The organism is Escherichia sp. E2748 (assembly GCF_005781125.1).
Classification (GTDB): Bacteria; Pseudomonadota; Gammaproteobacteria; order Enterobacterales; family Enterobacteriaceae; genus Escherichia.
On the sequence record NZ_VATP01000009.1, the window covers coordinates 22413 to 37819 of the forward strand.

Sequence of the window (15407 nt, forward strand, 5' to 3'; positions counted from 1 at the left end):
ATCAGGACTTGCTGAGTTTTTCTGATTTTTCCATACACTTCGTCATCGCTTCGATCACCGCGGAACGGAATCCTTTCTCTTCCAGAACGCGTACCGCTTCAATGGTTGTGCCTCCTGGTGAGCAGACCATATCTTTCAAGGCGCCCGGATGTTCGCCGGTTTCCAGCACCATTTTCGCGGAACCCATTACCGCCTGGGCGGCAAACTTGTATGCTTGCGCGCGTGGCATCCCGCCCAGCACGGCGGCGTCGGCCATCGCTTCGATAAACATAAAGACATAGGCTGGCGAAGAACCGCTCACGCCAACCACTGGGTGGATCATCGGCTCAGCAATGACTTCCGCCTCGCCAAAGCAGCGGAAAATATTCAGCACATCGGCAGTATCTTCGGGAGTGACCAACGCGTTTGGCGTTACGGATGTCATCCCGGCGTTGACCAACGCGGGGGTGTTCGGCATGGCGCGAATAATTTTCCGGTCGTGACCCAGCGCCCGGGCAAGTTGGTCGAGCGTAACGCCTGCGGCGATAGAAACCACCAGAGAGTCTTTATTCAGGCTGGAAGTGATTTCGCTAAGGACTTTAATCATGATGCCCGGTTTGACGGCAGCAAAGACGATATCGGTGATTTGCGCCACTTCCTGTGCCGATTCTGCGGCGTTGATACCAAACTGTTCATGTAAGGCGGCAACTTTATCCGGGGAGGGGGTATACACCCAGATTTGCCCTGGAAGGACCTGACCGCTGGCAATCAGACCGCCGAGAATGGCTTTTCCCATATTGCCGCAGCCAATAAAACCGATTTTCTTTTCCATTGCACACTCCTGCCGTGAATTCATTATTTTGAAAAGCGCCTGGTCAGAAGCATAAACAGAACTATGCCGGAAGGCAAAAGCGCGACACAATAGAAGATTACCCAACAGAGGATAGCCTTATGACAATATGGGTGGATGCCGATGCGTGTCCCAATGTAATTAAAGAGATTCTGTATCGCGCGGCAGAACGTATGCAGATGCCGCTGGTGTTGGTGGCAAATCAGAGTTTACGCGTGCCGCCATCGCGGTTTATTCGCACGCTGCGCGTCGCGGCAGGTTTTGACGTGGCTGATAATGAAATTGTACGTCAGTGTGAGGCGGGCGATTTGGTAATAACCGCAGATATTCCTTTGGCTGCTGAAGCCATCGAGAAAGGCGCGGCAGCACTTAATCCGCGTGGCGAACGGTACACACCTGCGACTATTCGTGAACGTCTGACGATGCGCGATTTTATGGATACCCTACGAGCCAGCGGCATCCAGACCGGAGGACCAGATAGCCTTTCGCAACGTGACCGCCAGGCATTTGCGGCTGAACTTGAAAAATGGTGGCTGGAAGTTCAACGTAACCGTTCGTAAATGTAATATATTATTTACACTTCTTTCTCGCTCATTTCTTGATATAGTAAGGAATGTATTGAAGTTCGCTCCTTAAGTGGAATTATTTCTTTACAATCGAAATTGTACTAGTTTGATGGTATGATCGTTATTCTTACGAAACCGGCTTTCGCCGCATTGCGACCTTTTGGGGAAAACCCACGATGACACAACCTCTTTTTCTGATCGGGCCTCGGGGCTGTGGTAAAACAACGGTCGGAATGGCCCTTGCCGATTCGCTCAACTGTCGGTTTGTTGATACCGACCAATGGTTGCAATCACAACTCAATATGACGGTAGCAGAGATCGTCGAAAGGGAAGAGTGGGCAGGATTTCGCGCCAGGGAGAGCGCCGCTCTGGAAGCAGTAACTGCACCATCCACCGTTATCGCGACGGGCGGCGGTATTATTCTGACGGAATTTAATCGCCACTACATGCGTAATAACGGGATTGTGGTTTACTTGTGCGCGCCGGTGTCAGTGCTGGTAAATCGTCTGCAAGCAGCGCCAGAAGAGGATTTACGGCCAACACTCACAGGAAAACCGTTAAGTGAAGAAGTTCAGGAAGTGCTGGAAGAACGCGATGCATTATATCGTGAAGTTGCGCATATTATCGTCGATGCTAACAACGAACCCAGTCAGGTGATCTCTGAAATTCGAACCGCTTTGGCACAAACGGCAAACTGTCATTGTCCTGGCACCTATACTTAATGTTCATCCCGTGAAATAAGGAAGAACAATGCCAACGAAACCGCCTTATCCCCGAGAAGCCAGAATTGTTACGGTAGAAAAAGGCCAGCAAGGACAGACTGTGACCTGGTATCAGCTGCGAGCCGATCATCCCAAACCAGACTCTTTGATCAGCGAACATCCTACGGCCCAGGAGGCGATGGATGCTAAAAAACGCTATGAGGATCCTGATAAAGAGTGACCGCATCAGACTGCTCGGAAGGGACTCTGAGTGCTATTACAACGGACCTGCATCACACTTTTCACAATTCATGTTTTTCAAATAATTAGAATATTAAACAATAACAATCCATTACTGGAACTATTGGGAATCTTTACATTATGCCGTGCGCGTCTGCTGCTACGCTTTTTTGCATTTGTAGCATCGGCAAGCGCCCGCTGTGGTGCTTAGTATTTGCCCGGTAATTAACGACGAAAAAGAAAGGTGGAAGACAATGAGCGCGTCGTTGGCGATTCTGACCATCGGCATTGTACCAATGCATGAAGTTTTGCCGCTTCTGACGGAGTACATTGACGAAAATAATATTTCCCATCATAGCCTGCTGGGGAAATTAAGCCGCGAAGAGGTGATGGCGGAGTATGCGCCAGAAGCAGGCGAAGAAACTATTCTTACATTATTAAATGACAACCAGCTGGCCCACGTTTCACGCCGTAAAGTGGAGCGTGATCTACAAAGCGTGATTGAGGTACTCGATAATCAGGATTATGACGTTATTTTGCTAATGAGTACGGCCAACATTAGCAATATGACAGCGCGAAATACGATCTTCCTCGAACCTTTGCGCATTCTCCCACCCTTGGTTTCCTCCATTGTTGAAGGTCACCAGGTCGGTGTTATTGTTCCAGTAGAAGAGCTTTTGGCCGTTCAGGCGCAAAAATGGCAAATTTTGCAGAGAACACCACTATTCTCGCTGGGAAATCCCATTCATGATTCTGAACAGAAAATCGTTGATGCCGGGAAAGAATTGCTGGCGAATGGCGCGGATGTCATCATGCTGGATTGTTTAGGATTTAATCAGCGTCATCGCGATTTACTGCAAAAAAAGCTCGATGTACCTGTTTTGCTCTCTAACGTATTGATTGCCAGGCTGGCGGCGGAATTGCTGGTGTAATTTTACGTGACAGTTAGCACCTTTGGCCCCTATAGTGAAGAAGATGTTAAACCACCTGACAGGGCCAGTTTATGCTTCAAAGTAACGAATACTTTTCCGGAAAAGTGAAATCGATCGGCTTTACCAGCAGCGATACTGGCCGCGCCAGCGTCGGTGTGATGGTTGAAGGTGAATACACGTTCAGTACTGCGGAACCCGAAGAGATGACGGTGGTCAGCGGGGCGCTGAATGTTTTGCTGCCTGGCGCTACCGACTGGCGCGTGTATGAAGCTGGTGAAGTATTTAATGTTCCCGGCCACAGCGAGTTCCATCTGCAAGTTGCCGAACCGACCTCCTATTTGTGCCGCTATCTGTAATATCGCGCCTTCCCGTCTGAATGGGAGGGCATTTTTCTGAAATATTCCTTATTTCACGAATAATAAAATCTCCATTGCTGCTAATTTTTCTATTTTCGATATATTCATAATCTATCAAGGTTGATATTAATATCAGTGAAGATTATGAATAAAATAAAAATATTGATCATCTGTATGGTTGTATTTATTGCCACCGAAAATGTTTACGCTGCAGAGTGGATCACTAGCGATGATCTTATTAAGTCAGATTTCCATATCATGACCGCAGAAGAACGTAATGGAGTTAAAGAGGAAACCGATGATAGTATGGAAGCCTCTTATATGCTTAAAAATAACATTCGTTGGTATTATCATAATGGAGATTTATCAATACCCAGCAATTTTAGTAATAAGCATACCCTGGTGGTCAAGGGAGATTTAACCATTAATGGTGATTATGATGATTATTCGGCAGGTGATGGTCAACTCATTGTGTTGGGCAATGTGATTGTCGATAACTTTATTAATCATGATTTCGCATACGTCAAAGGTGAGATGCAAGCGAAAGGTTTAGTCTATGCTGATTATAATGATCATAACTTTGAAGTAATGAAAGGTATTACGGCTCGCGGAATTATTGTTTCAGATAAGGCGACGCAATTTGAGGTTAATAACGCTGAGTTTTATATCAACGAAGATACCAGCAATGAAAATTATGACTGGGATGCTAATATTCGAAAAGCGTATTCGCTGTTTGAGCCCGATCTCTATGGGATTACTGAAATTGAAACCGACAATGTTTTAAATGCCTATCCTGATTATGACAGCGTAGCGGCCAGTATTGTCCAGGGATTGCCGTTGTTTCGCGATAAACCTGTATCGGGGTTAAGTGAAAAATTGCAGTGGATTGAACAGGGCAAGGTCGAAAAATTTGCGGCTGGCAACGTTAAGCATGAAGATCCGCTGGTGGCGCGTTTTCTGACTCGCATGGAGAGTCTACCAACTGATGTTATGCTGCAATTGCTACAGCATCCTGATGACCAGACACGAGAATATATGGCGCAGCGTTGGCCCGCCAGGCAAATGCATTTACTCACCGCGCCTTTTATTAAAGACCAGGCAGTGGCGAAAGGACTGATTAAAAACAGCGATATTTCACCAGAAGTGAATGAAAAATTAATGTCGACGCCTGTCGAGAGCGTCCAACTTGAGCAGGCCAGACAGGATAATCTTTCTCCGGAAATCATTGCCCTATTAAGTCAGAGTCCGTTTCCGATTGTGCGTAAGACGTTAGTCAGCCAGTACGATTACGCATGGCTGGCGCCTGCATCCGTGGTGGATGAACTGATAAATAGCGATGATGATGAACTACGCGAACGAATTGCTGGTGCCGATTTGACTACACGACAAGCCGTGGCGCTGAGTAACGATCAATCACTTAAGGTCCGTGAAGCCGTAGCTCATGCCCTTGTGGAACTCAAAGTTACGCGGCTTTCTGCAAACATGAGTATTCCCGATATTGAACGTATTGCAGAACAAATGTATCTCGATAATAAAGACCATAAAAATATCGTTATGGCATTATTTATTGCTTTACCTGAAGCGCGCCAACTGTCGCTGGCAAAAGAAGATATACAATATTTACGTGAAGGTGTGCGTTATCTGACGTCAACTGAAGTGATTAACTATCTCCTGACACATCATGATAACCCCGCTGTCTGGAATAAATTAGCACACGATAAACTGCTGCCGTTGGAATATAAGAAAAAATTGTGGCAGCGCACATTGCAATTAATGATGAGCAAACGGCAAGAAGATCAGGAGCAGGCGTATGATATACAACTGGAACTGATTGATAATGGCATGGTAGATGAAGCAATGCTCAATGACGCCATCGATTTGCTGCCTGATTTACCGGCTGAATATCGTTACCGGATGCGCAATCAGTTATTTGATAAAAATGATTTACCCTCAGAGATTATTGCCCGTCTTGATAAGCAATATCGCTTTAATGCTGACTGGGCGCTGTCTGTTACAGACATGACAAATAGTAATCGTAGGCAGTGTGATAGAGGATTACGTCGCTGGAATGATGATGATAGCGTTATTTTAATCGAGCTGGATAAGCTGACAGATAAGCCTGATGATGAGTTTTGGCTGGCATTACTGCAAAGTCGGCATGAACAATTACGTAAAACGGCGTTGATTAATGCGCATACGCCGACTTCCGCATTTACAACATTGGTTACACCGCAGGATCGTCAGGGAGCGATTGCCAACCCGCAACTGCCTGCTGAGGTGAGAACGGCGTGGTTAAAAGAGGAGCCGTCTTTACTGTTATTTGCCGATCATCCGGATCCACAACAATTACGTGAATTAGTTAAAACCGGATCGACACGGCAAATTCGTAGTGAAGCGCGCAATAAGCTTGAGGAATTAAAATGAGGTCACGGCCCTGGAGTAAATTACAGCGGGAAATCTATGATTTACTGACGCCGACCATCAATCTGCGAATTCACTGTACCCGTTATCCAATGCGCAGCCAAAATGGTGGAAGCACCGATTTGCCGCGTTACTGGATCACTCTGGATCAAGATGTTATCTGGGATTACCCAAAAGATTTTGTCGTGGGTAATCATGGGGTGCGAAATTTTCACGGCGAAACTTGCTGGTATCCTTACCTGACGGATATTTGTTCAATTTCTGATTTATTGCGTGAATATATTGATACACCGAAAGCGGAGCTGTTAACGAAACAGTTTGCCAGCGATAAGTGGGGGTTAGTGAATATTCTGCGTGCTGCCGACAGGCGAATCGGGACGAGGCGGTTAGATCAGCTACGGCGTAAAACACACAATATTGCAGCGTTAAAAATCATTATCCGACGTAGCGAATGATTAGATTAATGCCTGGCATGGCTTCGTACGCCGGATAAGACGCACCGAGGCGTCGCATCCGGCATTGAAGGCAAACCAGCTATTAACGTTGCGCTTCGCCGCCCAATCCTTCGATCAGGTTTTGAATTAACGCTGCCAGTTCGCCGGTCATCAGGATGAAATCGGCGTCAAAACGCTGGGCAAAATCTTCGCGGTCGATATCTTCGTTTTGATCGCGCAGCTCGTCGCAGAACTTCAGGCGCTTGAGCGAACCATCGTCGCACATCACAAACTGAACGCGTTGCTGCCAGTCGAGCGCCAGTTTAGTCACCACTTTTCCGGCTTCAATGTGATTGGTGATCTCTTCGCTGGTCAGATCTTGTTTCTTCGCGCGGATCACGCCGCCATCTTCCAGCAGCGATTTCAGCTCGGCTTCATCAAGCAGCTGGAAGCCCTGTGCCGCGCTGCCGGAGCGTACCCATTCGGTCAGCGTCAGTTCAATCGGGTTTTCCATGCTCAATGGCACAACCGGTAACGACCCCAGGCTTTTACGCAGCAGTGCCAGCGTATCTTCCGCTTTTTTGGCGCTGGCGCAGTCCACCATGATCAAACCGTTCACCGTGTCGATCCACATCATGGTTTGGCTGAAACGGCTGAAGGCGCGAGGCAGCAGAGAGTGCAACACTTCATCTTTCAGCGAATCTTTTTCGGTTTTCTTCAGCTTACGCGCCTGTTCCGCTTCCAGTTTGGCGATTTTCGCTTCCAGCGCCTGTTTAATCACCGGAGACGGGAGGATTTTTTCTTCTTTGCGCGCGCAGATAACAATTTGACCATTGGCAACGTGCGTTAACGCATCGCTGTGTGATCCCATCGGAGGAACCCAGCCCATCTTCGCCATATCCTGGCTGCCGCATGGGGTAAATGCCATCGAGGCTAGCTGTTTTTCCATCTCTTCTGCACGCAGCGAAATCTCGCGGCTAAGACGGTAAACCATTAAATTTTTGAACCACAGCATGATAATTTCCACGGCCTTGTCGTTAAATTTAGCGGGCATGATAACGAATTGTCGGCAGCCTTGCATTGCCAATCCGGTTGTCCGTCTCTACGCTATTGATATTGAAAAAAATAAGGAGAGTACCGTGCGTATAGGTATCGATTTAGGCGGCACCAAAACTGAAGTGATTGCACTGGGCGATGCAGGGGAGCAGTTGTACCGTCATCGTCTGCCCACGCCGCGTGATGATTACCGCCAGACCATAGAAACGATCGCCACGCTGGTAGAGATGGCGGAGCAGGCGACGGGGCAGCGTGGAACAGTGGGGATGGGGATCCCCGGCTCGATTTCACCCTATACCGGCGTGGTGAAAAATGCCAATTCAACCTGGCTTAATGGTCAACCATTCGATAAAGACTTAAGCGCGCGGTTGCAGCGGGAAGTGCGGCTGGCAAATGACGCCAACTGTCTGGCGGTTTCGGAAGCGGTAGATGGCGCGGCAGCGGGAGCGCAGACGGTATTTGCTGTGATTATCGGCACGGGATGCGGCGCGGGCGTGGCATTCAATGGGCGGGCGCATATCGGCGGCAATGGCACGGCAGGCGAGTGGGGACACAATCCGCTACCGTGGATGGACGAAGACGAACTGCGTTATCGCGAGGAAGTCCCTTGTTATTGCGGTAAACAAGGCTGTATTGAAACCTTTATTTCGGGTACCGGATTTGCCACAGATTATCGTCGTTTAAGCGGACATGCACTGAAAGGCAGTGAAATTATTCGTCTCGTTGAAGAAAGCGATCCGGTTGCCGAGTTGGCATTGTGTCGCTATGAGCTACGACTGGCGAAGTCGCTGGCGCATGTGGTGAATATTCTCGACCCGGATGTGATTGTCCTGGGCGGAGGGATGAGCAATGTTGACCGTTTATATCAAACAGTTCCACCGTTGATTAAACAATTTGTCTTCGGTGGCGAATGTGAAACGCCCGTGCGTAAGGCGAAGCATGGTGATTCCAGCGGCGTACGCGGCGCCGCATGGTTATGGCCACAAGAGTAAAAAACCCAGGCAATTGGTGCATCATGCCTGATGCGACGCTTGTCGCGTCTTATCAGGCCTACAAAATAAGCAGCCGTAGGCCGGATAAGGCGCTCGCGCCGCATCCGGCACTGTGCTCAGATGCCTGATGCGACACTGGTGTGTCTTATCAGGCCTACAAAATGAGCATCCCGTAGGCCGGATAAGGCGCTCGCGCCGCATCCGGCACCGTGCTCAGATGCCTGATGCGACACAGGCGTGTCTTATCAGGCCTACAAAATGAGCATCCCGTAGGCCGGATAAGGCGTTCACGTCGCATCCGGCAACAAGTAACGTGCATTGTGACTGCAACCTATCTCAGTGGTTTCGCCAGCACCGGACTCTCCGCTACTTGCTGGCGCTTATAGCGACCATACAGCAGCAATGAGGACATCGCAGCAAACGAGAGCAGGGCGGCAGGCAACGCCACGTAATTATACGCCAGCCCCAGCGTCAGCATCATTCCGCCGCAATAAGCACCCACGGCGCTACCGAGGTTAAACGCTATTTGCCCACCCGCGGCACCTAATAACTCCCCACCTTTGGCATTTTGCAGTAACAATATTTGCAGCGGTGCTGAAAGGGCAAATAATCCCGCGCAACAAATAAAAGCAAAAATAAGCGATGTTGTTTTCATGCCGCCGAAGAAAAAGAGCATCAACAGTGCCAGCACAATAATAAAGTCAGTCACTGCCGCAATGCGTAGCGGCGAGTAACGTCCGGAAATCCGGCCACTTAGCATATTCCCCAGCACCATCCCCAGTCCGACCAGCATCATAATGAAGGTCATCGCCGTTTCCGAAAAACCGGAAATAAACATCATGTAAGGTTTAACGTAACTAAACCAGGCAAACACACCTGCGTTGCCAAACATCGTGGCGGCGAAAATTAACCACGGGGCCGGGCTGCGCAAAAAGTGAAATTGTTCGCGCAGCTTTCCTTTCGCCTCGTCGCGAATATCCGGTACCCAAAAATAGACCGATGCCATCACCGCAATATTAAAAACAGCGATCAATAAAAAGGTGTAGCGCCAGCTAAATTCCTGACTTAAATACGTCCCCAGCGGAATGCCCAGCAGATTGGCGACCGTCATCCCGGAAACCATACCCGCCACGGCGGCGGTGACTTTGCCGGGTTGGATAATTTTCGATAACACGATCGCCCCGACGCCAAAAAATGCGCCATGCGGAAAACCGGAAACCAGGCGGCCAATGGCGAGCATCAGGTAAGACGAAGAGAGAGTAAACATGGCGTTGCCAATGACGCACAACGCCACCAGAAACAACAAGATATGTTTGAGTGAGTAGCGACTGGAAAAAAGCGCGATTATCGGCGCACCGACCACCACCCCCAGCGCATAATACGAAATCATATGCCCGGCGGCTGGAATCGAAATTCCCACATTATGCGCCAGCTCCGTGAGCACCCCCATAATGCCAAATTCAGCCATCCCCAGGCCAAATGTGCCGAGTGCCAAAGATAAAATAACTTTTTTCATACCACCATCACAACCAACAGAGCAGCTACGAATCACCGTAGCCAATAAAGTGATAGCTTGCAGGATAACGACCAGCCGGGCCAAGAGATAATTCGCCCCTCTGTATTCATTATCCTGCTGAATAGTTATTTCACCGCAAACGCGCTTTCCAGTTTACTGTAGCCCAGTCCGTTGATCTTCTTCACTTTAATCTGCACCGGAATACGCTCTTTCATCGCTTCAACGTGGCTAATCACCCCGATGGTTTTACCACTGGCGTTCAGGGCATCCAGTGCGTCAAGGGCGGTATCCAGCGTTTCGCTATCCAGCGTGCCGAAACCTTCATCGAGGAACAGCGAGTCAATACGCGTTTTATGGCTGACCAGATCCGAAAGCGCCAGCGCCAGAGCCAGGCTCACGAGGAAACTTTCGCCGCCGGAAAGCGTACGGGTATCGCGTACCGCATCTGCCTGCCAGGTATCGACAACTTCGACCTCCAGCGCCTCGCTGGCTTTACGCTGTAACAGGTAGCGACCGTGCAGCCGGGTAAGTTGCTGGTTAGCCAGATGGACCAGATTGTCCAGCGTCAGGCCCTGAGCGAATTTACGGAATTTATCGCCCTCTTTGGAGCCAATCAGCGAATTAAGATATCCCCAGTCCTCAACCTGCTGCGTCGTCTGTGCAATTTGCTGCATTAAGGTTTGTTGTTGCTGACGGTTGTCTGCATCCTGCTTCAGCTGCTGGCGAATTTCCCCCTGGCGAGTGGTGTTTTCACGCAACTTTTGGTGAGTTTGCGCTAACTCTTGCTGAATCTGTTCCACCGTCACCGTGAGATCCAGTCCGCCAGGTCGGTGTTGCTGATGCTGTGCCAGTGTTTCAGCTGTCTGAGTGGCCAGCGCTTGTGCCTGACGACGCTGGTTTTCCAGATTCTGTTTCAGCTGTTCCAGCTGAGTTAGCGTCTGCTCATCCATTAACGCCGCAAGAAATGCCTGCTGATCGTCAAAAATGCTGTCCTGTAGCGCGGTGTCAAACTGCGCCTGAACTTTTTGCAGACTTTGCGCTGCCAGAACTTCCTGTTGCTGCAACGTTTGCTGCTGGCTTTGCAACGCGAGGCATTGTTCGTGAACTTGCCGCCAGTTTTCCAGCGCCACAGTTTCTTCGCTGTGCGGGAGTTCATCATTTTGCGGCAACGTTTCCAGAATCGGCGTCAGCTGCTGAATACGGTTTTGCAGCGCGGTTAATTCGTTCTGGCGTTGCTGCCAGCTCTGCGCTTCTTGCTGACGTGTCGCCAACCAGCTCTCTTCTTCCTCTTCCTGTGGCAATGTCAGTGCATAACCCGCCAATGCCGTTAAGAGTTGCTGCTGGCGTTGTTCAATTTGCTGTTGATACTGGATAATTTGCTGATTATGCGCGGCAATCTGCCCTTGTAATTCATGCCGTTGGCTGAGTAATCGCAGCTGGCGTTCGTGCTCATCTTGTGCATCTAGCCACGGTTGAATATCGTCCTGTGGCTGCAAGGTGATATTGAGGCTGGCCGTGACGGCTTGCCATTGTTGAGTAAGTGCTTGCTCATCTTGTCGGAGGCTTTGCGCTTCGTTTTCATCACGCTGAAGCTGCTTCGTTAAGGCGTCCAGTTGCCCACGTAGCGCCGCGCCTTCTTCGCCGAGCTTTTTCACTTCGTTTTCCAGCGTTAATAGCCGAGCCTGATTAACGCCCGGTTCCAGCGCCTGATACGCCTCGACCGCCGGGTGGCTGGTGGAACCACAAAGTGGACAAGGCTGACCTGCCTGCAACTGCGCGCGCTGGGCTTCCAGCGTTTTAATGCGAGCTTCCTGCTCGCAAATGGTTTTGACATCGGCAAGTTGCTGCGTCTTTTCTTTATAACGCTGGCGCATTTCGTTAAGTGCGGCATTACGTTGCGTCTGTTCCAGAGTGACATTCTGGATAGCGACCTGTAACTGCACCAGACGTTTTTGTTGGGGAACAATCTGCCCATGCAGCGCGACCAGGCGCTGACGCAGTGGGCGTTGCTCAGCATGTTGCGCCTGGGCGCTAGCAACTTCATCGGCGGTTAACGTCAACGTGATCGCCGCAAGCGCATTAAGTTTTTGCTCAGAATGGGTTAACTGTTGCTGCCATTGCCGCAGATGCTCGCGATCGCTGGTTTGTTGGGAGAACTGCGCACGCCAACCTGCCAGTTCGTTGTTCCACTGGCGGAAGCGATCGTGTTCCTGTAACCAGGCATTCAGGCTTTGTTGCTGCTGCTGTAATTCTGCTGACTGCTTCGCCGCGTGGTGGCGAATGCTCGCGCGAAGCGCCATTGTGCTCTGTAAGCGAGTATTTACTTCTTCAATCTGCTGGCGAGTATGCGCCAGCGCCGCGCTGTGTTCTGCGATGCGTTCCCAGTGCGGACGAAGATTTCGTGCCGGTTGCGCCAGACTGAGGGCCGCCAGTTGCGGTTGTGCTTTTTCTTCCTCGGCTAACGCCTGTTGCAGTGCCTGCTGACGGCGACTGGCTTCCTGCTGCAACTCGTCCTTACGCGTTAACCAGTTAAGTGATTGTTGTTCTTGCTGCTGCGCAGTGAGTAACCGTTTCTCTTCGTCAGTGAGTACCTGCAAACTATCTGTAAGCGATTGCAGCTGTTCTGGCGCTAATAATGCAACGCCGCTGGCCTGCGCTTGCAGTTTCTCCAGCTCAGTACGGGCCGATTTATGCTGTTCAAAAACCATTGCGGAGATTTGCCCGTAGATTTCGGTGCCGGTTAACTCCTCGAGCAATTCCGCGCGTTCTTTTGGTTTGGCATTCAGGAAGGCAGCAAATTGCCCTTGTGAAAGCAGCATCGAACGGGTGAAGCGCCCGTAATCAAGCCCGGTTAACGTCGCCGTCAGTTCCAGCTTATCTTTCACTTTGTCGGCGAGAATTTTGCCGTCTGCGCAGCGCGCCAGCTCTACGCGTGGCACCTGCAAATTACCGTCCGGCTGGTTACGCGCCCGATTCTGGCTCCAGAACGCGCGATACGCTTCACCTTTCACTTCAAATTCCACTTCCGCCAGACATTCGGCGGTATCGCGGGTCATGAGATCATTTTGTGATTGCGAAACGTTAGAGAGGCGCGGGGTTTCGTGATACAGCGCCAGACAAATGGCATCGAGTAGGGTCGTTTTTCCCGCACCTGTTGGGCCGGTAATGGCAAACAGCCCGTTGCTGGCGAACGGCTCGCGGGTGAAATCAATCTTCCATTCGCCTTTTAATGAGTTCAGGTTTTTCAGGCGCAGGCTGAGAATTTTCATGCTTCGTGTTCTCCGGCGAGGGTCTGCAACGTCGTGGCGAAAAGATTCTGTAGACGTTGCTGCTGCGATTCATCCAGTTCTTCCAGTGCCAGACGGCGATTGAACACCTCTTCGACGCTGAGTTCGCTGAGGGTTTCACGCTGTTGGCTGGCTAACACACGCTCGCGCTGTTCACGACTCCGGCGTACCAGCAATACTTCGACAGGTAATGATTCGGTTAATGCCTGGATTTTGCGCTGAATATCATGCAGATACTCATCGGTAGTGATTTCGATATCCAGCCAGACAGGTGGCTCTTGTGATACATCGCGCCACTGTTCCAGCTGTTCGGTAATCGACGCCAGATCACCTTTCAGCACCGCCATGGGTTGCGTTACCGGTACGTTCAGATTTTCCACGCTCTCTAATTTGCCGTTTGAAAATGTCACCAGATGGACATATTTACTCTTACCGCATTCATCAAAACTCAGTGGAATGGGGGAGCCGCAATAGCGAACATGTTCCATGCCGCCAATAATCTGCGCGCGGTGAATATGCCCGAGCGCGATGTAGTCGGCTGGCGGAAAGTTTTGTGCCGGAAACGCGTCCAGCGTGCCAATATAGATGTCACGCACGGCGTCACTTTTACTGGCACCCACAGTCGTTAAATGTCCCGTGGCGATGATGGGCAGAGGCTGATCGCCGCGCAACTTGCAGGCATCGGCATAGTGTTGTTGATAATAATCAGTAATAGCTGCCAGCAAATGCTGCTGTTTTTCAATACCGTTAAGTCCCGCCTGGCTGGTAATAATGTCACGCGGGCGTAAAAAAGGAATGGGGCACAGCACTGCGCCTGGCGTCCCGTCGCGACGAGGCAAGATTTGCGGCGCATGTCCGGCGCTGGCGACCACGGTAGTATTGAGGAACGCCATGATATCGCGCGATTCATTCAGCGTGGCGACCGAATCATGGTTTCCCGCCAGTACCACCAGATGACAGCCAGTTTGCTGTAAATTGACAACAAAACGGTTGTATAACGTGCGGGCGTAACTGGGCGGCGAGCCGGTATCGAAAACATCACCGGCAACAATAATCGCATCCACCTGATGGGTTTGTGCTGTCTCCAGCAGCCAGTCAAGAAAAGCCTGATGCTCAGCTTCGCGGCTTTTACTGTAGAAGTTCTGGCCGAGATGCCAGTCTGAAGTGTGAAGGATGCGCATAACGATTCTCTGGCGAAAAAGCATGGGCGCGATTATACCCAAACAGGTGCGCTATTTGCTTTTTTCTGCACCACAGAAATCAATAACCTGAAAGGATGTGCGGCGTGCTTTTCATAAATCTGTCATAAATCTGACGCATAATGACGTCGCATTAATGATCGCAATCTATTTATTACAACAGGGCAAATCATGGCGAGACGTATTCTGGTCGTAGAAGATGAAGCTCCAATTCGCGAAATGGTCTGCTTCGTGCTCGAGCAAAATGGCTTCCAGCCGGTCGAAGCGGAAGATTATGACAGTGCTGTGAACCAACTGAATGAACCCTGGCCGGATTTAATTCTCCTCGACTGGATGTTACCCGGCGGCTCCGGTATCCAGTTCATCAAACATCTCAAGCGTGAGTCGATGACCCGTGATATTCCGGTTGTGATGTTGACCGCCAGAGGGGAAGAAGAAGATCGCGTGCGCGGCCTTGAAACCGGTGCGGACGACTATATCACCAAGCCGTTTTCGCCGAAGGAGCTGGTGGCGCGAATCAAAGCGGTAATGCGCCGTATATCGCCGATGGCGGTGGAAGAGGTGATTGAGATGCAGGGGCTAAGTCTCGACCCGACATCTCACCGGGTGATGGCGGGCGAAGAACCGCTGGAGATGGGGCCGACTGAATTTAAACTGCTGCACTTTTTTATGACGCATCCCGAGCGCGTGTACAGTCGCGAGCAACTGTTAAACCACGTCTGGGGAACCAACGTGTATGTGGAAGACCGCACGGTCGATGTCCACATTCGCCGCCTGCGTAAAGCACTGGAGCCCGGCGGGCATGACCGTATGGTGCAGACCGTGCGCGGTACAGGATATCGTTTTTCAACCCGCTTTTAACGCCTTGCTCATCGGAC

14 protein-coding genes are annotated in these 15407 nt (G+C 50.4%); 9 read left to right on the forward strand and 5 right to left on the reverse strand.

Features of this window, described 5'->3' with window-relative positions:
• Position 1 precedes the first annotated feature (1 nt).
• Entirely contained in the window at positions 2-811 is an 810-nt protein-coding gene (gene proC, locus FEK42_RS10275; protein WP_130206189.1) for a pyrroline-5-carboxylate reductase, read from the reverse strand.
• A gap of 119 nt (positions 812-930) precedes the next feature.
• Here proC and FEK42_RS10280 point away from each other — a divergent pair, with 119 nt between their 5' ends.
• The 7 genes from FEK42_RS10280 (at position 931) to FEK42_RS10310 (ending at position 6500) form a co-directional block, all read left to right on the forward strand.
• Positions 931-1389 (forward strand): YaiI/YqxD family protein, encoded by a 459-nt coding sequence (locus FEK42_RS10280; protein WP_130223265.1) that lies wholly within the window; start codon positions 931-933, stop codon positions 1387-1389.
• Positions 1390-1571: 182 nt separating this feature from the next.
• Positions 1572-2117: a shikimate kinase AroL gene (gene aroL, locus FEK42_RS10285; RefSeq protein WP_130223263.1), complete on the forward strand. Its 546-nt coding sequence runs from the start codon at positions 1572-1574 to the stop codon at positions 2115-2117.
• A 28-nt stretch (positions 2118-2145) separates the two neighbouring features.
• Positions 2146-2337, forward strand: coding sequence for a protein YaiA (gene yaiA / locus FEK42_RS10290; RefSeq protein ID WP_130206195.1), 192 nt, complete (start codon positions 2146-2148; stop codon positions 2335-2337).
• Positions 2338-2590: 253 nt separating this feature from the next.
• Positions 2591-3268: an AroM family protein gene (locus tag FEK42_RS10295; RefSeq protein ID WP_130206197.1), complete on the forward strand. Its 678-nt coding sequence runs from the start codon at positions 2591-2593 to the stop codon at positions 3266-3268.
• A gap of 71 nt (positions 3269-3339) precedes the next feature.
• Positions 3340-3624, forward strand: coding sequence for a pyrimidine/purine nucleoside phosphorylase (ppnP, locus tag FEK42_RS10300; RefSeq protein ID WP_064527100.1), 285 nt, complete (start codon positions 3340-3342; stop codon positions 3622-3624).
• Positions 3625-3768: 144 nt separating this feature from the next.
• Complete coding sequence (locus FEK42_RS10305; protein ID WP_135492501.1) at positions 3769-6048, forward strand: DUF2773 domain-containing protein; 2280 nt, start codon at positions 3769-3771, stop codon at positions 6046-6048.
• Positions 6045-6500: a hypothetical protein gene (locus FEK42_RS10310; RefSeq protein WP_135490877.1), complete on the forward strand. Its 456-nt coding sequence runs from the start codon at positions 6045-6047 to the stop codon at positions 6498-6500. The genes FEK42_RS10305 and FEK42_RS10310 overlap by 4 nt, the downstream gene beginning before the upstream one ends.
• Positions 6501-6582: 82 nt before the next feature.
• Here FEK42_RS10310 and rdgC read toward each other — a convergent pair whose 3' ends face one another.
• Complete coding sequence (rdgC, locus tag FEK42_RS10315; protein WP_130206205.1) at positions 6583-7494, reverse strand: recombination-associated protein RdgC; 912 nt, start codon at positions 7492-7494, stop codon at positions 6583-6585.
• Between the two features lie 124 nt (positions 7495-7618).
• On the opposite strand from rdgC, the gene mak reads away from it, so the two are divergent.
• Positions 7619-8527 (forward strand): fructokinase, encoded by a 909-nt coding sequence (gene mak / locus FEK42_RS10320; RefSeq protein WP_135490878.1) that lies wholly within the window; start codon positions 7619-7621, stop codon positions 8525-8527.
• Between the two features lie 331 nt (positions 8528-8858).
• Here mak and araJ read toward each other — a convergent pair whose 3' ends face one another.
• The 3 genes from araJ to sbcD all read right to left on the reverse strand — a co-directional run bounded on the left by araJ (position 8859) and on the right by sbcD (position 14511).
• Positions 8859-10043 carry an MFS transporter AraJ gene (araJ, locus tag FEK42_RS10325; protein ID WP_130260315.1) on the reverse strand — a complete coding sequence of 395 codons (1185 nt, stop codon included), beginning with the start codon at positions 10041-10043 and terminating at the stop codon, positions 8859-8861.
• Positions 10044-10168: 125 nt separating this feature from the next.
• The gene (gene sbcC / locus FEK42_RS10330) at positions 10169-13312 is read right to left on the reverse strand and encodes an exonuclease subunit SbcC (protein WP_138211823.1); all 3144 of its coding nucleotides are present in this window, start codon (positions 13310-13312) and stop codon (positions 10169-10171) included.
• Complete coding sequence (sbcD, locus tag FEK42_RS10335; RefSeq protein WP_130206213.1) at positions 13309-14511, reverse strand: exonuclease subunit SbcD; 1203 nt, start codon at positions 14509-14511, stop codon at positions 13309-13311. The genes sbcC and sbcD overlap by 4 nt, the downstream gene beginning before the upstream one ends.
• A gap of 189 nt (positions 14512-14700) precedes the next feature.
• Here sbcD and phoB point away from each other — a divergent pair, with 189 nt between their 5' ends.
• On the forward strand, positions 14701-15390 hold the full coding sequence (gene phoB, locus FEK42_RS10340) for a phosphate response regulator transcription factor PhoB (protein WP_000113933.1): 690 nt from the start codon (positions 14701-14703) through the stop codon (positions 15388-15390).
• Positions 15391-15407 lie beyond the last annotated feature (17 nt).

Bases quoted from the DNA above. Each gene is read 5' to 3' on its own strand.
- rdgC (WP_130206205.1), bottom strand. From the start codon at position 7,494: ATGCTGTGGTTCAAAAATTTAATGGTTTACCGTCTTAGCCGCGAGATT.
- sbcC (WP_138211823.1), bottom strand. From the start codon at position 13,312: ATGAAAATTCTCAGCCTGCGCCTGAAAAACCTGAACTCATTAAAAGGC.
- araJ (WP_130260315.1), bottom strand. From the start codon at position 10,043: ATGAAAAAAGTTATTTTATCTTTGGCACTCGGCACATTTGGCCTGGGG.
- proC (WP_130206189.1), bottom strand. From the start codon at position 811: ATGGAAAAGAAAATCGGTTTTATTGGCTGCGGCAATATGGGAAAAGCC.
- phoB (WP_000113933.1), top strand. From the start codon at position 14,701: ATGGCGAGACGTATTCTGGTCGTAGAAGATGAAGCTCCAATTCGCGAA.
- FEK42_RS10305 (WP_135492501.1), top strand. From the start codon at position 3,769: ATGAATAAAATAAAAATATTGATCATCTGTATGGTTGTATTTATTGCC.
- sbcD (WP_130206213.1), bottom strand. From the start codon at position 14,511: ATGCGCATCCTTCACACTTCAGACTGGCATCTCGGCCAGAACTTCTAC.
- FEK42_RS10310 (WP_135490877.1), top strand. From the start codon at position 6,045: ATGAGGTCACGGCCCTGGAGTAAATTACAGCGGGAAATCTATGATTTA.
- yaiA (WP_130206195.1), top strand. From the start codon at position 2,146: ATGCCAACGAAACCGCCTTATCCCCGAGAAGCCAGAATTGTTACGGTA.
- FEK42_RS10295 (WP_130206197.1), top strand. From the start codon at position 2,591: ATGAGCGCGTCGTTGGCGATTCTGACCATCGGCATTGTACCAATGCAT.
- aroL (WP_130223263.1), top strand. From the start codon at position 1,572: ATGACACAACCTCTTTTTCTGATCGGGCCTCGGGGCTGTGGTAAAACA.
- ppnP (WP_064527100.1), top strand. From the start codon at position 3,340: ATGCTTCAAAGTAACGAATACTTTTCCGGAAAAGTGAAATCGATCGGC.
- FEK42_RS10280 (WP_130223265.1), top strand. From the start codon at position 931: ATGACAATATGGGTGGATGCCGATGCGTGTCCCAATGTAATTAAAGAG.